An 18,120-nucleotide genomic window follows, 5' to 3' on the forward strand; every position below is an offset into this window, starting at 1 on the left:
ATGGCGGTGGTGGCGCGGTGTGGCGGGGGGGACGCTGCGGGGATCGCAGCGGCGGCGATGTGGGCGGCCGGCGCTCAGGGCAGTTCGAGCACCCGGCGCAGTTCAGCCTTCGCGGCCTCGAAGTCGGCGCGGTAGCTGGGGTTTTGCGGCGCCAATGCGGCGATCAGCACGGCCAGTTGCCTGCCGGCCTCCACGTCGCTGGGGTAGTGCACCCCGCCCAGCACCCGGTTGTCGCCAAACTCCCTGGCGCGCGCCAGGATCTGCGGACGCCACTCGGGCACCATGTCCGCCAGCGCCATGCCGGTCAGGAAACCGAAGGCGGCATGGCCGCTCGGATACGAGCCGCTGTGCGAGTACTTGGCCACCGGTTGCAGGCGCTTGTCCACCACGGGCGGACGTTCGCGCTTCCAGAGCTCCTTGCCTTGCTTGTTGAAGCCGCTCTCGGTCTTGTACAGCCGCTTGAAGAAGGCAGCGACCAGGGGCAGGCCCTGCTCCGTGAACTTGGGGCCCATGACATCGGCAAACCGGAACACGCTCTGCTCCAGATCGGCCACCGACCTCGCCGCCTGTTCGGGTGTCCGCAATCGCTGCAGTTCGAGCATCAGCTCGATCTCCTTGCCCGCCACCTCCGCGGGTGGGGGCGGCGCCATGAAGCGGGTGGAATCGAGTTGCGCGGCATCGAGGTAGACAGCAGGCGCCTCGCCCTTGGCCAGGGCAGCGTTGCCAGTCAGTGCCAGCAGCGAAAAGCAGACGCTGAGCAATAGCTTGTTCATCTTCATGGAGGTCTCCAGTGGTAGGTATGGATACGCCGATGCGGTGGCAGGCCGTGGGGCCCGTGCCATATCGAGCCGGGCGAAGCCTACGGAATGCGCGGGCGGGAATCCAATCACCATTTCTGATGCCCAGGATCAGCGTGGCCTCGCGGGAGGCAACGCGCCTGTGGCGCCCTCGTGGCAGGGCGCGCCGGCCTGGGACTTTCCCGGATATCCCCCGGCGGGCCCGCCGCCCGGCACCACCAGGCGCATGCACGGCTTGATGATGCGCATCACAAAGTCTGATTGGACGCACTTGCCGGTTTTGGCGGAGCATTCACCCGACCCAAGAAGACCTGTCGGCACCCGCCGCGCATAACGTTGAAGGAGACATCCGTGACAATCCGCCCCATTCTCAAAACTGCCGCGTTGGCGGCATTCCTGCTCGCTGCCTGGGCCCAGGCCGGCACCGTCTCGGTGGTGACCTCCTTTCCCAAGGAACTGACCCAGGCCTACAAGACCGCCTTCGAAAAGGCCCATCCCGACATCAAGCTGGAAATCCTCAACAAGAGCACCACGGCCGGCGTGGCCTATGTGCGCGAACTCAGCGCGGGGCAGCGCCCCGAAGTGTTCTGGGCGTCGGCGCCCGATGCGTTCGAGGTGCTGGGCAAGGGCAAGCTGCTCGAGCGCATTCCGGACCTCGCCAATCCCGCGGTGCCCAAGGACATCGCCGGCTATCCCATCAACGATCCGGACGGCTTCTACCTGGGCCAGGCCCTGGGGGGCTATGGGCTGATGTGGAACACCCGCTACCTCGCGGCCAAGAAGCTTCCCACGCCCGCCGAGTGGGCGGACCTGACCAAGCCGGTCTACCACAGCCACGTGGCCCTGAGCTCGCCCTCCCGCTCGGGCACGACGCACTTGACGATCGAGGCCATCCTGCAGGGCGAGGGCTGGGACAAGGGCTGGAACCAGGTGCTGCAGATTGCCGGCAACTCGGCCGCGATCACCGAACGCAGCTTCGGCGTGCCCGACGGCGTCAACAACGGACAGTTCGGCATCGGCCTGGTGATCGACTTCTTCGGCCTGAGCGGCAAGTATTCGGGCTTTCCGGTGGAGTTCGCCTACCCGTCGGTCACCGCGGTGGTGCCAGCCAACATTGCGCTCATCAGCGGGGGCAAGAACCCGGCCGAGGCGCGGCGCTTCATCAGCTTCGCCCTGTCCAGGGAAGGACAGGAACTGCTCACGCTCCCGCAGCTGGCGCGCCTGCCGGTGCTGCCGCCGGACAAGATGAAAATGCCCGCCGGCTACCCCAACGCCTTCGAAGTCGCCAAGCGCGCCAAGGTGAAGTTCGATCCCGAGCTGTCCGCCGCGCGCTACTACGTGGTGACCGCCCTGTTCGACCAGGTGATCACCTTCCGCCACAAGGAACTGCAGGCGGCCACGCTGGCCATCCACCAGGCCGAGGCAGCCCTGGCCGGAAAACCCAACACCGAGGCCGCCAACCGCGTCAGGCGGGCGCGCGAACTGGCCTTCACGCCCCCCGTGACCGAGGCCATGGCCAAGGACCCGGCGTTCCTGAACCTGTTCACGTCCAACAAGAAGAACGCGGACACCAACAGGGAGGTGACGGCCACCGAAGGCGGCTGGAACAGCAAGGCGCTCGACAACTACCGGATGGCGCGCCAGCTCGCCGAAGAAGCCCGGGCCCTTGCCAAGTAAAGGACCACTCATGTCGCGCATCTTCCATCTGGCCCGGCCGGGCGCCTGGCTGGCGGCCGGCCTGGTGCTGGCCTTCCTGCTGCTGTTCCTGGTGCTGCCCGTCGCCTGGGTGTTCTTCTCGGCCTTCGTCAACGCCGACGGCAGCCTGACCCTGGGCCATTTCGCGGCCTTCTTCCACCAGCCGCTGATGACCGAGGCTTTCTGGAACAGCCTCTACGTCGCCACCATGGCCACGATCGCGGCGGCGCTGATCGCCGTGCCGCTGGCCTATTTCACGGTGCGCTTCGAGTTCCGCGGCGCGCTGCTGATCCAGACCCTGGGGGTGCTGCCGCTGATCATGCCGCCCTTCGTCGGCGCGGTGGCGATGCAGCTGATCTTCGGCCGCTCGGGCACGGTGAACCTGCTGCTCGAGCAGCACCTGGGTTTCACGGTTCCGATCATGGACGGCCTCAACGGCGTGATCTTCGTCGAAGCGCTGCATTACTTCCCCTTCATCCTCATGAACCTGACGCTGGCGCTGCGGAACATCGATGGCGCCATGGAGGAGGCGGCGTTGAACCTGGGCTGCCGCGGCTGGCGCCTGTTCCGCCGGGTCATCTTCCCGCTGGCGATGCCCGGCTTCGTGGCGGGGGCGTCGCTGGTGTTCGTCAAGGTGTTCGACGACCTGGGCACGCCGCTGGTGCTGGGCACCACCAACATGCTGGCGCCGCAGGCCTACCTGCGCATCACCCAGGTGGGCATCGACGACCCGCTGGGCTACGTCATCAGCGTGCTGATGATTGCCTTCTCGATCGCGGCCATGGCGCTGTCGGCCCGCGTGCTCAAGGGCAAGGACTATGCGACCACGCAAAAGGGTGGCGGCGCCATCCAGCGCCGCAGGCTTTCCCCGCTGGGCACGGTGCTGGCTTACGCGTGGATCGGCTTCATCCTGCTGCTGACGCTGTCCCCCCACATCGGCGTGCTGCTGCTGTCGTTCGCCTCCGTGTGGAGCTTCGCCCCGCTGCCCGACGGCTTCACGGCGGCCCACTACGCCACCGTGTTCCAGGACGCTGGCGGCATGATCTCCAACACCCTGCTGTACTGCGGCATGGCGGCCGGCATCGACGTGCTGCTGGGCACGACCATCGCCTATCTGATCATGCGCACCCGGTTGCCGGCCCGCCAGTGGCTGGACTGGATCGCCACGGCGGCGCTGGCCGTGCCGGGGCTGGTGCTGGCGATCGGCTACCTGCGTTTCTTCAAGGGTGTCCTGGTGCCAGGCACCGACGTGCTGCTCACCAGCACCTGGGTGGTGATCATGATTGCCTATGCCGTGCGCCGGCTGCCCTATGCCCTGCGCTCGTGCGTCGCCGCGCTGCAGCAGGTGCACATTTCGCTGGAGGAGGCCGCCGAAAGCCTCGGCGCGACCAAGATGCGCACCATCCGGCGCGTCGTCGTGCCGCTGATGGCGGGCGGGATCCTGGCTGGCTTCGTCACCAGTTTCATCACGGCGGCGGTCGAGCTGTCGGCCACCATCCTGCTGACCTCCTCGCAGTCGCAGGCGCCCATGAGCTATGGCATCTACCTGTACATGCAGAGCATCGCCGGCCGTGGCCCTGGCGCGGCACTGGGCGTTCTGGCGATCGCGGTCGTCGCGATCGGCACCTATGCCTCCCACGTGATCGTGGAGCGCACCGGCAGCCGCCTGAAGCAGCGGCCGGTCGATGAAGACCTGCCTCCCCTGCCCATCCTCCCCGCAGAAGTTGCTCCGGTACGCACCTGAGCCCTGCCCTTCCCCCCGATTGGAGACAAGCACCATGAAAAAAATCAGTGTCCAATGCCGCGGCATCCGCCTGGCCTATGGCAGCAACGAAGTCCTGAAGGACATCCACATGGAGATCAGGCCGGGCGAGTTCTTTGCGCTGCTGGGGCCGTCCGGTTCCGGCAAGTCCACCCTGCTGCGCCTGATCGCCGGCTTCAACCAGCACCAGCACGGAGAGCTGCTGATCGACGGGCGCGACGTCACCGGGATGGCGCCCTGGCAACGCAACGTGGGCATGGTGTTCCAGAGCTATGCGCTGTGGCCGCACCTGAGCGTCTGGGACAACGTGGCCTTCGGCCTGGTGGAGCGCCGGGTCTCCAAGGCCGAGCAGGTCCGCAAGGTCGAGGCCGCGCTGGCCACCGTGGGCCTGGAGCGCTTTGCCCGGCGCCGGCCGGGCCAGCTGTCCGGCGGGCAGCAGCAGCGCGTGGCGCTGGCGCGCACCATCGTGATCGAGCCGCAGGTGCTGCTGCTGGACGAGCCCCTGTCCAACCTGGACAAGTCGCTGCGCGTACAGATGCGCCAGGAACTGCTGCAGCTGCAGCGCCGCCTGGGCATCACCACCATCTTCGTCACGCACGACCAGGAAGAGGCCATGACCACGGCCGACCGCATGGCGGTGCTCGACAAGGGCGTGGTGCAGCAGGTGGGCACGCCCCAGGACCTGTACGACCTGCCTGCCAACGAGTTCGTGGCCGGCTTCGTCGGCACCATGAACCTGCTGCAGGGCACGGTGCAAGCCCGCGACGGGCATGACGTCACCCTCGACATCGAGGGTGTGGGACGGCTGCAGGTGCCCGCGCACGGCCATGCCCCGGCCAGCGGACGGGCGGTACTCAGCTTCCGGCCGCATGCGCTGCAGATCGATGCCGCGGCGGCGCGCAGTGACATGCGCTACGTCTGGATGAACGGCATCGTCGAATCCAGCGAGTTCCTGGGCGAGGCCACGCGCTACCAGGTCCGGGTGGGGACGCAGTCCGTGGCCGTGGACCAGCCGCACCACCTGGGCGCATCCAAGTTCGTGGCCGGCAGCCCCGTGGGCATTGGCCTGGAGCCGGCGCAGACACGGCTGCTGCCCGCCTGAATCGAGCCCCCGGCTCAACCCCCGGGACTTTTCCCTACCGGGCATTAGTCCCGATGCGTAGAAGCGGCCATCGCAACGACACTCGTGGCAATGGCTTGTGCAACCGCCAGACATCAGGAACAGCAGCGCGCATGAACAGGGTCAGTGTCAGATGTGAGCAACTGCAGCTCTCCTACGGCAGCGTCGTGGTGCTGGACGGCGTGACGCTGGAGATCGAGCCGGGCGAGTTCTTCGCGCTGCTGGGGCCCTCCGGCTCCGGCAAGTCCACCCTGCTGCGCGTCATCGCGGGCTTTCTCCAGCACCAGGCCGGGCGGCTTGTCATCGACGGGCGGGAACTCACCACCGAGCCCGCATGGGAGCGGCGCGTGGGCGTGGTGTTCCAGAACTACGCCTTGTGGCCCCACTTGAACGTGCGGGAGAACGTCGCCTTCGGGCTGGTGGAGCGAAGGCTTCCCGGCAAGGTGATCGAGCAGCGCGTGTCGGAGGTGCTCGACCAGGTGGAACTGGGTGCCTTCGCCCACCGCAACCCGAGCCAGCTGTCGGGCGGCCAGCAGCAGCGGGTCGCGCTGGCGCGCACGCTGGTAACCCAGCCCCAGGTGCTGCTGCTCGACGAGCCCCTGTCCAACCTCGACCGTTCACTGCGCGTGCAGATGCGCCAGGAACTGCTCAAGCTGCAGCGGCGGCTGGGCATCACCACGATTTTTGTGACACACGACCAGGAAGAAGCAATGACCAGCGCCGACCGGATTGCCGTCCTGAACAACGGGCGTGTGCAGCAGATCGGCACCCCGATCGCGCTCTACGACTACCCCGCCACCCCGTTCGTCGCCGGCTTTGTCGGCACCATGAACATGCTGGAGGGAACCGTCCGCTGCAGCCGCGGAAACGCCGTTTCCCTTGACGTCCCGGGCTGGGGCGAGATCGTGATCAGCTCCGATGCGGTGCCCGAGGATGGCCGCCGCGTCATCGTGGCCATCCGGCCGCAGACCATCCGGCTCGACGTGGCGGACGCGCGGCTCGACGCGCGCTTCGTGTGGCTGCCAGGCATGGTCGAGACGGTCGAGTTCCACGGTGCATTTGCGCGCTACCAGGTGCAGGTCGGCCCGCATGCCGTGGTCATCGACCAGCCACACCACGCAGGCCTGTCGAAATTTCCGGCCGGCGGTGCGGTGTCGGTCGGCATCGATCCCTCCCTGGTCCGCCTGTACAGCAGATGAGCCGTGCGCAGCGTGTGAGCGATGGAACTCTATCAAGTCCGGGCCTTTGTCACCGTCGCGCGCATCGGCAACGTCACCAAGGCGGCCGAAGCACTGCACGTCACCCAGCCGGCGGTCACCGGACAACTCAAGAGCCTGGAGCAGAGCCTGGGCGTGACCCTGTTCGACCGCAGCGCCGGCCGGCTCACGCTCACGCGCACCGGTGAACTGCTGCTGCCCAAGGCAGAGGCGTTGCTGGCCGCGGGCAGCGAACTGAGTTCGGTGGCCCGGCAGCTGCGCGGCGAGCTGACGGGACGCATTGACTTCGGCCTGCCCAGCGAGCCTGCCGACTTCCTGCGGCTGGGCGAGATGGCCGCCAGCGTGCACCAGGCACTGCCCCTGGTGGAGCTGCGCACGCGCAGCTACTCATCGCTGCAATTGCTGGACCTCATCCGCGCCGGCACACTTTCCGCGGGCTACTTCATCGACGCCAATCCGCCGCGCGACCTGCAATGGGTCGCCTTGCGTTCGGTGACCTACCGGGTGGCGGTGCCTGTGCGGATGAGCGAGTCCGTGCAGCGGGGCGGGTGGCGCACGCTGGCCGAACTGCCCTGGGTCGACGGCCTGGCCGACTCCCACATCCACCAGTTGATGCGGGCACTGTTCGAGCGCCAGGGCCTGGCGCCGCGCATTGTCATGCAGGCAGAGGAAACCAGCGGGCTGGACGCCTATGTGCGCGCTGGCAGCGGGTGCGCGCTGCTGCGCGAAGAGGTCGCAGTCCGGGGCAGCGAGCGCCAGGACTGGATGATCTGGGGGCCTGCGCAGCTTGATGCAAAACTCTATCTCGTCACCTCGGCGGAAGGGGCCAGCGATCCGCTCACGGTGGCGCTGACGTCGATGATCCGCGGGGTCTGGAATCAATAGGCAATAGGCGGGGGGGGAACGCCGCGCTGCCGGTGCCCGCAATGCTGGACGGCCAGATCGAGTGGCCCGGCCGCGCGGCATGCCCCGCGGCGGCCCAATCACCGCACACAGGCAGCAGGGGTCAGAAGGACTCCCACTCCTCTTCAGACCCTTGGGCCACCGCCGGCTTGCGGCTGGAAGGCCCGGACACGGCAGGCGCCGCCTGCGCCTTGGCCGCCGCCGGCCGGTGGGCCGCTTTGGCCGCCGGGGCTGCGGAGGGAGGCCGCGGTGCCGTGGCGGAAGCCGCGGGCAGGGGCGCCCGCTGGGCGGCCGCGGCACGGGCGGCGCCAATGGCCGCCTGCGCCGGTCCATGGCTGGCGGCATTCACCTTGAACATCGACACCACCTGCGCCAGCTGGTCCGCCTGCTCCCGCAGGCTCTGCGCGGCGGCGGCGCTCTCCTCCACCAGCGCCGCGTTCTGCTGGGTCATCTGGTCCAGGTTGCCAATCGCCTGGTTGACCTGCGAGACCCCGGCGCTCTGCTCCGAGGAGGCGGCGGTGATCTCGCCAATCATGTCCGTCACGCGCTGCACCGACTGCACGATGTCGGTCATGGTGGTGCCGGCATCGGTCACCAGCCGCGAGCCCGCCTCCACTTTTTCCACCGATGCGCTGATGAGCTGCTTGATTTCCTTGGCGGCCTCGGCACTGCGCTGCGCCAGGCTGCGCACCTCGCTGGCCACCACGGCGAAGCCACGCCCCTGCTCGCCCGCGCGCGCCGCCTCCACCGCCGCGTTCAGCGCCAGGATGTTGGTCTGGAACGCGATGCCGTCGATCACGCCGATGATGTCGGCGATCTTCTTGCTGCTGTGGTTGATGTCCTGCATGGTGACCACCACCTGGGTCACGACCTCGCCGCCACGGCGCGCCACGCCCGTGGCGCCCGCCGCGAGGCTACTGGCCTGCTGCGCGCTGCCCGCGCTTTGCTGGATGGTGCTCGTGAACTGCTCCATGGCCGCGGCTGTTTGCTGCAGGTTGCTGGAGGTCTGCTCCGTGCGGGACGACAGGTCATGGTTGCCGGTGGCGATCTCGGCGCTGGCGATGGCGATGCTGTCGGTGCTCTGGCGCACCTGGTGCACCATCCGGCCCAGGGCGCTGCTCATGGTGTAAAGCGAGCGCAGCAGGTCACCGAACTCATCGCCCCGGGTCACGGATTCCTGCATGCTCAGATCGCCACCCGCGATGCGCTCGGCCAGCCCGCTGGCCTGCTCCAGCGGCCGCTGGATGCTGCCGATCAGGTAGTAGGCGCCCACCACGATGGCCAGCAGCAGCAGGCCCACGGCCACGGCGGCGATCTTCACGGTGAGCATGCGCGACGCGGCCATCTCCCGCTGCCGGACCTCGGCGGTCTGTTGCTGCTGCTGCACGAAGTCCCGCAGTGTCTGCAGGTAGGCGGCCACGGCCGGGTTGTACGACTGCTTGACCAGCACCACCGCCTGGTCCTGCTGGCCATCGCCCTTGAGCTTGCGGGCCTGGCCGCGCAGGTCCGTCATCGTCTTGCGGGCGGCGGCGATCTTGGCCATCTGCGCCTTGTCGGCTTCGGACAGCGCCATGGATTCGAGCGATTTCTGCACCTCGCTGATCTGCGCGGAAGTCGCCGCGATCAGGTCCTTGAACTCGGCCTCGACGGCGGTGTCGCTGCTCACGATCAGCGCCTGCGTGCGCGCCGCATTGGTCTCGGTGAGGCCGGACCAGCGCAGCGCCGCCTGCACACGCGCCTCCAGGTCCTTGGTCATCATGTCCGCCTCGGCCTGCACCTTGGCCGAGCGATAGCCGGAAAACCCCACCACCGCCGCCAGCAGCACCACGATCAGCAAGACCGCCATCCAGAGTTTATGGGCCATCCGGAATCGCTTGGGCATGGTGTTCTCCTGCAGCCTTGTGTTGGCGCGCAGATATTTGCACGCTGTTACACCATTGCACAAACCCGGGCCTGATGCATGAGGGTCATCCCCAGGGCCCGCGCTGCACGGCAAGACCCCGCATTGCAGCCCCGAACCACGCTGTGCAAGGGCTCAGGGCAGCAGGGGCGCCCGGGTGCCACCTGGCCCAGCCATCAGGCCCTTCCAGGGCGGCGAATCGGGCTATCTGCGAGATAGCTGGCAATGGGCGAGGCCCACGCACTGGGGCTGCACGCACGGGCCGCTTTGCCGCCAAGCCGGCGGCAGGATCAACACCGGTCTTTCACGGACCGGCATGGCAACCCTACCGTGGTCGGGTTCACGCGCGGCGGCGCAGCCGTCAAACTGGCCCGAATCCATCTCCCAAGGCCACCATCACATGACAACCTCCCGCACGTTCCGCTGCGCGCACCTCGGCGCCCCCTTCCTGATCGCACTGGGCCTGTCCGGATGCGCCGCCACCATCAGTCAGGAGGGCCTGGAACAGCGCACCTCGGCGGCCATAGGCCGCCAGGTGGGCGCCTTCACCGTCACCCACAAGAGCGAAGAAACCGGCGGACGCATCAACTACACCGCCAAGACCACCGACGGCGCCACCTACCAGTGCTACATGTACTCCGCCACGGGGTTCCAGAAAGCCATGTCGTTCGGACAGACGCCGAATTCGGATGCCATCTGCACGCCGATGGCGGGCAAGGCGGCGGCACCTGCAGCCGCCCCGGCCTCCTGCAACGCGCTCAGCAAAGCCGCGGGCAAATGCTGAAGCGCTGATCCAGGCACTGCCGCAGGCCGTCAGGCCCCGGCGCCCAGGAAGGTTTCGAAACGCGCCAGCTCTTCGTCCAGCGCGCGCCGAAAAACCGCGCCGCGGGGCGGGCGGCCCGCCACAAAACCCAGCGCGTGCCGCAGTTGCCCGCGCTCCATGCGCAGGTTGGCCCAGCCCACCATCTGTTCGCCCCACAGCACGGGCAACGCATAGTGGCCCATGGTGCGCCTGGAGGCGGGCACATACGCCTCGAACCGGTACGCCCAGCCCCACAGCATCTCGAAGCGGCGGCGGTCCCAGACCACGGGATCAAACGGTGCCAGCAGCCGCACGCCCGCGTCCGGCTGGTGGCGGCGCGATGCCGGGTTCTCCTGCGCGGGCCAGAACCACGCCGTGCCGTCGACCACCGCATGGCCGTAGCGCGACTGCGCGGCCTTGGCCACCGCGCGCGCTTCGGCCGCCAGTTGTGGGGCGCCGTACCGCAGCAAAGTGACGAGGTAGCCCAGGCTGGGCGCGGGCAGCGGCGCATACAGGGCCACGATGCGGTCAACCAGGGCTTCGGCACGCGCCATGCGGGCGGCGGGGCTGGCATCCTGCCCGGGGTGCTCCACCGGCGCATACACCCGGGTGCCCGATTCGCGGCGGCATACCCGCAGCCAGCCGTGGTGGTGCATGGCATCCAGCAGGCGGGTGCTCGCGTTGAGCTCTCCGCCCCAATAGCCCGCCACGCGGCCATGGTGCGCAAACGCCTCGCTGACCCCGCGCGGGTGCACCACGCCCCGCTCCTGCACGAAGGCCAGCACCTCGCGCGCGCGCCCGGTGGTGGCCGCATCCCAGGGCCGGCGCGGCGTGCGCGGGTGCAGCAGCGCCAGCATGTCGCGCGACACGAAGCCGTAGTTGACGAAGGCGTCTTCCTCGATGCCCAGCCGTTCGTAGTGGCGCTCCAGGTCACCGGCGCGGTAGCCGCGCACCCGCATGCGCAGGATCAGGTCCTGCGCCCGCGCGGGCGCCCGCATCGGGTCGGCCTGCACAAAACCAAGCTTGCGGATCGCGCCGGGCAGCGTCAGTGGCTTGAACAGGCTGCGTGCAATCGCGTAGCGGCGCAGCTCATCCAGCGTGGGTGAGCGCGCCATCGCTTGGAGCGTGTTCAACGTCTTTTTGGAGTCGCACAAGTACCTTGACCCAAGGGTTGGAGTGAAATCGGGCGATTGCACTCCAATGCAACCTCCCAGAAGGCATTGAACACGCTGTTACTCCACGCGCGCCACGGCCGCAGGCTTGAAGCCCAGGTCGGCCGCCTTGCCCTTGCGCCCGCGCGCGGCCCGGGCGTTGTTGAGCGAGCGGATCTCCAGGGTCTCCTCGCGCTCCTTGCCACCCCGGCCGATGCCCTCGATGCGGATGCTGCGCGTGTAGGCCGCGGCACCGGCCAGCGTGTCCTTGGCCTCCAGGTCGATCAGCATCAGGCCACGGCCGCCATTGGCCATGGTCTTGAGCTCGGTGATCTCGAAGGTCAGGATGCGCCCGCCCGCCGAGGCGCAGGCCACGTGCGTGGCCGGCGCGAGCGGCTGGCCGCCGGTGCTGCCCGCCGCATGCGAAGGGGGGCACACGGTCTCGCCCTCGCCCAGCGTGAGGAAGGCCTTGCCGCCCTTCTGGCGCGAGACCATGTTCTCCACCGAGGCCAGGAAGCCATAGCCGCCCGAGTTGGACAGCAGCAGGCTGGCACTGGCCGGCCCGGCGAAGTAGTGCAGGAGCTGCGTGCCCGACTCGAGCTCGATCAGCGTGGTCACGGGCTGGCCGTCGCCGCGCGCGCCGGGCAGCACCGACACCGGCACCGAGTACACCCGGCCATTGCTGCCGAAGGCCAGCAGGGTATCCACCGTGCGGCACTCGAAGGTGCGGTACAGGCCGTCGCCGGCCTTGAAGGCAAAGCTCGCCGCCTCGTGGCCATGGCCGGTGCGCGCACGCACCCAGCCTTTTTGCGAGACCACCACGGTCACGGGCTCGTCCACCACCTTGACCTCGGCCACGGCCTTCTTCTCGGCCTGGATCAGCGTGCGGCGCGGGTCGGCGAAGGTCTTGGCGTCGGCTTCGATCTCCCGGACCATCAGGCGGCGCAGCGAACCCGGGTTGTTCAGGATGTCCTCGAGCTTGCCCTGGCTCTCGCGCAGTTCCTTGAGCTCCTGCTCGATCTTGATGGCTTCGAGCCGCGCGAGCTGGCGCAGGCGGATTTCAAGGATGTCCTCGGCCTGGCGATCGCTGAGGCTGAAGCGCGCGATCAGCGCGGCCTTGGGATCCTCGGCCGCACGGATGATGGCGATCACCTCGTCGATGTTGAGCAGCACGGTCTGCCGCCCCTCGAGGATGTGGATGCGGTCCAGCACCTTGCCCAGGCGGTGCTGCGAGCGGCGGGTGATGGTGCCCTGGCGGAAGGAGATCCACTCCTCCAGCATCAGGCGCAGCGACTTCTGCACCGGCCGGCCGTCCAGGCCCACCATGGTCAGGTTGATCGGCGCCGAGGTCTCCAGGCTGGTGTGGGCCAGGAGCGCGGTGACCAGCTCCTGCTGCGGCGTCTTGCCGGTCTTGGGCTCGAACACCAGGCGCACCGGCGCGTCCTTGCTCGACTCGTCGCGCACCACGTCCAGCACGGCCAGCATGCTGGCCTTGAGCTGGGTCTGGTCCTGGCTCAGCGCCTTCTTGCCGGCCTTGACCTTGGGGTTGGTGATTTCCTCGATCTCCTCGAGCACCTTCTGCGAGCTCACGCCCGGGGGCAGCTCGTTGACGACGAGCTGCCACTGGCCGCGCGCGAGTTCCTCGATCTTCCAGCGCGCGCGCACCTTGAGGCTGCCGCGCCCGGTGCGGTAGGCGTCGGCGATGTCGGACGCAGCGCTGATGATCTGCCCCCCGCCCGGGTAGTCGGGCCCGGGCACCAGGGCCAGCAGGTCTTCGGCGCTGAGCGAAGGTGTCTTGATGAGCGCAATGCAGGCATCGGCGATCTCGCGCAGGTTGTGGCTCGGGATCTCGGTGGCCAGGCCCACGGCGATGCCGCTGGCGCCGTTGAGCAGCGCGAACGGCAACCGCGCGGGCAGCTGGCGCGGCTCCTCCGTGCTGCCGTCGTAGTTGGGCATGAAATCGACCGTGCCCTCGTCGATCTCGTCGAGCAGCAGGCTGGTGATGCGCGACAGGCGCGCCTCGGTGTAGCGCATGGCCGCGGCGCCATCGCCGTCGCGGCTGCCGAAGTTGCCCTGGCCGTCGATCAGCGGATAGCGCTGGGCGAAGTCCTGCGCCATGCGCACCAGGGCGTCGTAGGCCGACTGGTCGCCGTGCGGATGGAAGCGGCCCAGCACGTCGCCCACCACGCGGGCGCTCTTGACCGGCTTGGCCGCCGTGTTGCGCGTGGGGCCGCTGTAGCCCAGGCCCATGCGGTCCATCGAATACAGAATGCGCCGCTGCACGGGCTTGAGGCCGTCGCACACGTCGGGCAGCGCACGGCCCTTGACGACCGACAGCGCGTATTCCAGATAGGCGCGCTGGGCATAGCCCGCCAGGCCCAGGGAGTCGCCTCCGTCATCGCCGGCGGTGGTGAAATCGAGAGTGGGTTGGTCGCTCATTCGTTGGGTACAGTTTCTGGGTTCACGTTCTGGGGGGCGCTTTGCGTCTGCGCCACGCGGGTGGGCGGCAGGTTGCCCCGGTTCTGCGCGCCCCCCGAAAGCTCCATGCGCACGCGGCCGGGCACGGCGCGCTGCGCCAGCACCGGCGCTGGCGGCTTGAGCTGGGCGTACAGGCCCAGCACGGTGCGCACATAGTTCTGCGTTTCCTTGAAGGCCGGAATCTGGTTGCCCGCCTTTTGCACCGCGCCTTCACCGGCGTTGTAGGCGGCCACGGCCAGGTCCATGCGGCCGGGGAACAGGTCCAGCAGGTGGCGCAGGTAGCGCGTGCCGGTGGGCACGTTCACGGCCGGGTCGGCCAGCTTCTGCTCCACCGAGCGCCTGGCATCCGCGCTCACGCCAAAACGGCTGGCCGTGGCGGGCATCACCTGCATGAGCCCGACGGCGCCCCTGGGCGACACGGCCGTGGCGTCGAAGCCGGATTCCGTGGCGATCACGGCCTGCAGCAATTCGTAGTCCACGCCGTGCTTGCTGGCGGCGGCGCGCAGGTGGTGCTTGACGCGCTTGTAGTCGGGCGCGATGTCAAAAAAGGCCAGCAAGCGCGCACCGGCCGCAGGCAGCGCGTAGGGCATGGGCGGTGCGTTGGCCGGGGCGTCGCGGGTCGAGTCGAAATCATTGCCACGAAAAAACAGCTGGTAGCGCGTGTCCACCTGCTCGGCGGCGAAATGCGTCACGCCCCGCTCGTCCACGTGCGCCCACAGGTCCGCCTGGGCCGATTGCTGCATAAAACATAGCAGCAAGCCCAATAAATACAAGCGCAAGAGCCTGTTTTTGTGTGGATTCTTCATCACAGACACCGTGGGTGGCGGGTCCGGTCAGATGTCGATCTCGACCGCATCGCCGTGCAGTTCCATCAGCTCGCGCCGCGAGGCCGCCTCGCCCTTGCCCATGAGCTTGGTGATCAGGCCTTCGGTGGCGGCGAAGTCCATGTCGCCCAGCTGCACCGGCAGCAGGCGGCGGGTGTCGGGGTTGAGCGTGGTTTCCCACAGCTGCTCGGCGTTCATCTCGCCCAGGCCCTTGAAGCGGCTGATCTGGCACTTCTCGCGGGCCACGCCGTCCTTGGCGCACTTGTCGAGGATGGCGGTGAGCTCGCCGTCGTCCAGCGCATACATCTTGGCGGCGGGCTTCTTGCCGCGGGCGGGCACGTCCACGCGGAACAGCGGGGGGCGCGCCACGTAGATGTGGCCGGTCTCGATGAGCTTGGGGAAGTGGCGGAAGAACAGCGTGAGCAGCAGCACCTGGATGTGCGAGCCGTCCACATCGGCGTCCGACAGGATGCAGACCTTGCCATAGCGCAGGCCCGTGAGGTCGGGCGTGTCGTTCGGGCCGTGCGGGTCCACGCCGATGGCCACCGAGATGTCGTGGATCTCGTTGTTGGCGAACAGGCGGTCGCGCTCCACCTCCCAGGTGTTGAGCACCTTGCCGCGCAGCGGCAGGATGGCCTGGCTTTCCTTGTCGCGGCCCATCTTGGCGCTGCCGCCGGCGGAGTCGCCCTCGACCAGGAAGACTTCGTTGTGTGCGATGTCGCGGCTTTCGCAGTCGGTGAGCTTGCCGGGCAGCACGGCCACGCCCGAGCCCTTGCGCTTTTCGACCTTCTGGCCGGCCTTCTGGCGCGTCTGCGCGGCCTTGATGGCGAGTTCTGCCAGCTTCTTGCCGTAGTCCACGTGCTGGTTGAGCCAGAGCTCCAGCGCCGGGCGCACGAAGCCGCTGACCAGGCGCACCGCGTCGCGCGAGTTCAGCCGCTCCTTGATCTGGCCCTGGAACTGAGGATCGAGCACCTTGGCCGAGAGCACGTAGCTGGCACGGGCGAACACGTCTTCGGGCAGCAGCTTGACGCCCTTGGGCAGCAGGCTGTGCAGCTCGATGAAGCTCTTGACGGCGTTGAACAGGCCGTCGCGCAGGCCGCTTTCGTGCGTGCCGCCGGCGCTGGTGGGAATCAGGTTGACGTAGCTCTCGCGCATGGGCTGGCCGTCTTCGGTGAAGGCCACGCACCAGGAGGCGCCCTCGCCCTCGGCAAAACTCTCGTTGTTGCGGTCGGCAAAGCCCTCGCCCTCGAAGAGCGGGATCACCGGGTCGCCACTGAGCGTCTGCATCAGGTAGTCGCGCAGGCCGCCCTTGTACTGCCAGGTCTGGGTGTCGCGCGTCTTCTCGTTGACCAGGGTCACCGACACGCCGGGCATCAGCACCGCCTTGCTGCGCAACAGGTGGGTGAGCTCGCCCATGGGCAGCGCGCTCGACTCGAAATACTTGGCATCAGGCCAGGCGCGCACGGTCGTGCCCTGCTTGCGCTCGCCGGCTTCCAGCGCGCGGGTCACCAGGGGCTCGACCACGTCGCCGGCCGAAAACACCAGCCGGGCGACCTTGCCTTCGCGGTGGCTGCTCACTTCCAGACGGGTGGCCAGCGCGTTGGTCACGCTCACGCCCACGCCGTGCAGGCCGCCCGAGAAGCTGTAGGCACCGCCCTTGCCCTTGTCGAACTTGCCGCCCGCGTGCAGGCGGGTGAAGACCAGCTCGATCACCGGCGCGTTTTCCTCGGGGTGCATGCCGAAGGGGATGCCGCGCCCGTCGTCCTCGATGCTCACCGAGCCGTCGGCGTGCAGCGTGACCTTGATCTTCTTGCCATGGCCGGCCAGCGCCTCGTCGGCGGCGTTGTCCAGCACCTCCTGGATGATGTGCAGGGGGTTGTCGGTGCGGGTGTACATGCCCGGGCGCTGCTTGACGGGCTCCAGGCCCTTGAGCACGCGGATCGACCCTTCGGAATAGTCACTACTGGTGGACACGGAAGACGGTTTGGCAGACATAGCGGCGGATTGTAGTGCGGCAGCAGCGCAATAGCTGGATGAAAAAACAGTCATGACAACACTGGCAGCGTGCTCCGGGCCCCCCAGGCCCGGGGGCGGCGGCCGCAGACAGAGTGGCTGGGGGCGGGTTGCAACACAAAGGACGGTCCCGCGCAGCAGGCCCGGCGGCAACCCCGCTGCCAACTGTATTGGTCCCCGGTGTATCAGCGCGTTTCGCCCAATCTCGCTACATTCCTGCGCATGCATATGAATCCTCCCAAACTGTCCATGTTCCAGGTGCTCGCGTGCGGCGCGGCCATCGTGACCCTGTCCATGGGCATCCGCCATGGGTTCGGGCTCTGGCTCCTGCCCATCACGCAGGAGATGGGCTGGACCCGCCAGTCGTTCGCGCTGGCCATCGCCATCCAGAACCTGTCCTGGGGCCTGATCGGCATCTTTGCGGGCATGGCGGCAGACCGGTTCGGAGCGTTCCGCGTGCTCATCGGCGGCGCGGTGCTCTATGGCCTGGGTTTGGCGGGCATGGCGCTGTCGCCCACGACCACCCTGTTTGCGTTGACGGCCGGCGTACTGATCGGCGCCGCGCAGGCGGGCACCACCTACGCCGTGATCTACGGTGTGCTGGGCCGCCAGATCGCGCCGGAGCGCAGATCCTGGGCCATGGGCGTGGCGGCGGCCGCAGGTTCGTTCGGCCAGTTCCTCATGGTGCCCGTGGAGGGCTGGCTGATCGCCGGACTGGGTTGGCAGCAGGCGCTGCTGGCCTTGTCGATGGCCGTGCTGCTCATCGTGCCGCTGGCCTTTGGCCTGCGGGAGCCGGGCTTCAAGGGCGCCGCGCCGCCCAAGCGCGAGCAGACCATCGTGCAGGCGCTGGGCGAGGCGTTCCGCTACCCGAGCTTCAACCTGCTGATGGCCGGTTATTTCGTGTGCGGCTTCCAGGTGGTGTTCATCGGGGTGCACATGCCCAGCTACCTGAAGGACCACGGCCTGTCGCCCCAGGTGGCCAGCTACGCGCTGGCGCTGATCGGCCTGTTCAACGTGCTGGGCACCTACGTGGCCGGCACCCTCGGCCAGCGCATGCCCAAGCGGTTCATCCTGGCCTTCATCTACTTTGCCCGCGCGGCGGTGATCACCGTGTTCCTGCTCGTGCCGCTGTCGCCGCTGTCGGTGTATGTGTTCTCGGCCGTGATGGGCACGCTGTGGCTGTCCACCATCCCGCCCACCAACGCCACCATCGCGCAGATCTTTGGCGTGCAGCACCTGTCGATGCTGGGCGGCTTCGTGTTCTTCAGCCACCAGATCGGCAGCTTCCTGGGCGTGTGGCTGGGCGGCTATCTGTATGACGCCACGGGCAGCTACGATATCGTCTGGTACATCGCCATCGCGCTGGGGGTGTTTGCCGGGCTGGTGAACCTGCCGGTCCGGGAAAGCCCCATCCCGCGCGGCGCCGCCCAGCCCGCCTGAACACGGCCCTTGCATCCG

13 protein-coding genes are annotated in these 18,120 nt (G+C 68.2%); 7 read left to right on the plus strand and 6 right to left on the minus strand.

Annotation, left to right across the window (positions count from 1 at the left end; translation table 11 throughout):
- Positions 1-74 precede the first annotated feature (74 nt).
- Positions 75-779, minus strand: coding sequence for an acid phosphatase (locus AC3RCE_RS17470; protein WP_218340205.1), 705 nt, complete (start codon positions 777-779; stop codon positions 75-77).
- A gap of 375 nt (positions 780-1,154) precedes the next feature.
- On the opposite strand from AC3RCE_RS17470, the gene AC3RCE_RS17475 reads away from it, so the two are divergent.
- The 5 genes from AC3RCE_RS17475 to AC3RCE_RS17495 all read left to right on the plus strand — a co-directional run bounded on the left by AC3RCE_RS17475 (position 1,155) and on the right by AC3RCE_RS17495 (position 7,476).
- Positions 1,155-2,474 (plus strand): ABC transporter substrate-binding protein, encoded by a 1,320-nt coding sequence (locus AC3RCE_RS17475; protein WP_492255402.1) that lies wholly within the window; start codon positions 1,155-1,157, stop codon positions 2,472-2,474.
- Between the two features lie 10 nt (positions 2,475-2,484).
- A complete protein-coding gene (locus AC3RCE_RS17480; RefSeq protein ID WP_218295440.1) occupies positions 2,485-4,236 on the plus strand; it encodes an ABC transporter permease in 1,752 nt (583 codons plus the stop codon).
- A gap of 34 nt (positions 4,237-4,270) precedes the next feature.
- Positions 4,271-5,356: an ABC transporter ATP-binding protein gene (locus AC3RCE_RS17485; RefSeq protein WP_218295441.1), complete on the plus strand. Its 1,086-nt coding sequence runs from the start codon at positions 4,271-4,273 to the stop codon at positions 5,354-5,356.
- A gap of 131 nt (positions 5,357-5,487) precedes the next feature.
- Positions 5,488-6,573: an ABC transporter ATP-binding protein gene (locus AC3RCE_RS17490; RefSeq protein ID WP_218295442.1), complete on the plus strand. Its 1,086-nt coding sequence runs from the start codon at positions 5,488-5,490 to the stop codon at positions 6,571-6,573.
- A gap of 21 nt (positions 6,574-6,594) precedes the next feature.
- A complete protein-coding gene (locus tag AC3RCE_RS17495) occupies positions 6,595-7,476 on the plus strand; it encodes a LysR family transcriptional regulator (protein ID WP_218295443.1) in 882 nt (293 codons plus the stop codon).
- Between the two features lie 121 nt (positions 7,477-7,597).
- Here AC3RCE_RS17495 and AC3RCE_RS17500 read toward each other — a convergent pair whose 3' ends face one another.
- Positions 7,598-9,376, minus strand: coding sequence for a methyl-accepting chemotaxis protein (locus AC3RCE_RS17500; RefSeq protein ID WP_492253581.1), 1,779 nt, complete (start codon positions 9,374-9,376; stop codon positions 7,598-7,600).
- Between the two features lie 418 nt (positions 9,377-9,794).
- Here AC3RCE_RS17500 and AC3RCE_RS17505 point away from each other — a divergent pair, with 418 nt between their 5' ends.
- On the plus strand, positions 9,795-10,178 hold the full coding sequence (locus tag AC3RCE_RS17505) for a hypothetical protein (RefSeq protein WP_492253582.1): 384 nt from the start codon (positions 9,795-9,797) through the stop codon (positions 10,176-10,178).
- 29 nt (positions 10,179-10,207) lie between these two features.
- Here AC3RCE_RS17505 and AC3RCE_RS17510 read toward each other — a convergent pair whose 3' ends face one another.
- The 4 genes from AC3RCE_RS17510 to AC3RCE_RS17525 form a co-directional block, all read right to left on the minus strand.
- Positions 10,208-11,311, minus strand: coding sequence for a DNA glycosylase AlkZ-like family protein (locus AC3RCE_RS17510; RefSeq protein WP_492255403.1), 1,104 nt, complete (start codon positions 11,309-11,311; stop codon positions 10,208-10,210).
- A 117-nt stretch (positions 11,312-11,428) separates the two neighbouring features.
- Positions 11,429-13,786 carry a DNA topoisomerase IV subunit A gene (gene parC / locus AC3RCE_RS17515; RefSeq protein ID WP_492253583.1) on the minus strand — a complete coding sequence of 786 codons (2,358 nt, stop codon included), beginning with the start codon at positions 13,784-13,786 and terminating at the stop codon, positions 11,429-11,431.
- A complete protein-coding gene (locus AC3RCE_RS17520) occupies positions 13,783-14,568 on the minus strand; it encodes a lytic transglycosylase domain-containing protein (protein ID WP_492253584.1) in 786 nt (261 codons plus the stop codon). Before AC3RCE_RS17520 ends, parC begins: the two co-directional genes overlap by 4 nt.
- Before the next feature lie 90 nt (positions 14,569-14,658).
- Positions 14,659-16,644 carry a DNA topoisomerase IV subunit B gene (locus AC3RCE_RS17525; RefSeq protein ID WP_492253585.1) on the minus strand — a complete coding sequence of 662 codons (1,986 nt, stop codon included), beginning with the start codon at positions 16,642-16,644 and terminating at the stop codon, positions 14,659-14,661.
- 240 nt (positions 16,645-16,884) lie between these two features.
- On the opposite strand from AC3RCE_RS17525, the gene AC3RCE_RS17530 reads away from it, so the two are divergent.
- Entirely contained in the window at positions 16,885-18,102 is a 1,218-nt protein-coding gene (locus AC3RCE_RS17530) for an MFS transporter (RefSeq protein ID WP_218295449.1), read from the plus strand.
- Positions 18,103-18,120: the final 18 nt, after the last annotated feature.

It is taken from the genome of Acidovorax sp. GW823-FHT05D11 (assembly GCF_058795695.1).

Excerpts from the sequence above, each read along its gene's own strand:
- AC3RCE_RS17470 (WP_218340205.1), bottom strand. The coding sequence starts at position 779 with ATGAAGATGAACAAGCTATTGCTCAGCGTCTGCTTTTCGCTGCTGGCA.
- AC3RCE_RS17480 (WP_218295440.1), top strand. The coding sequence starts at position 2,485 with ATGTCGCGCATCTTCCATCTGGCCCGGCCGGGCGCCTGGCTGGCGGCC.
- AC3RCE_RS17485 (WP_218295441.1), top strand. The coding sequence starts at position 4,271 with ATGAAAAAAATCAGTGTCCAATGCCGCGGCATCCGCCTGGCCTATGGC.
- AC3RCE_RS17490 (WP_218295442.1), top strand. The coding sequence starts at position 5,488 with ATGAACAGGGTCAGTGTCAGATGTGAGCAACTGCAGCTCTCCTACGGC.
- AC3RCE_RS17495 (WP_218295443.1), top strand. The coding sequence starts at position 6,595 with ATGGAACTCTATCAAGTCCGGGCCTTTGTCACCGTCGCGCGCATCGGC.
- AC3RCE_RS17500 (WP_492253581.1), bottom strand. The coding sequence starts at position 9,376 with ATGCCCAAGCGATTCCGGATGGCCCATAAACTCTGGATGGCGGTCTTG.
- AC3RCE_RS17505 (WP_492253582.1), top strand. The coding sequence starts at position 9,795 with ATGACAACCTCCCGCACGTTCCGCTGCGCGCACCTCGGCGCCCCCTTC.
- AC3RCE_RS17510 (WP_492255403.1), bottom strand. The coding sequence starts at position 11,311 with ATGGCGCGCTCACCCACGCTGGATGAGCTGCGCCGCTACGCGATTGCA.
- parC (WP_492253583.1), bottom strand. The coding sequence starts at position 13,786 with ATGAGCGACCAACCCACTCTCGATTTCACCACCGCCGGCGATGACGGA.
- AC3RCE_RS17520 (WP_492253584.1), bottom strand. The coding sequence starts at position 14,568 with ATGCAGCAATCGGCCCAGGCGGACCTGTGGGCGCACGTGGACGAGCGG.
- AC3RCE_RS17525 (WP_492253585.1), bottom strand. The coding sequence starts at position 16,644 with ATGTCTGCCAAACCGTCTTCCGTGTCCACCAGTAGTGACTATTCCGAA.
- AC3RCE_RS17530 (WP_218295449.1), top strand. The coding sequence starts at position 16,885 with ATGCATATGAATCCTCCCAAACTGTCCATGTTCCAGGTGCTCGCGTGC.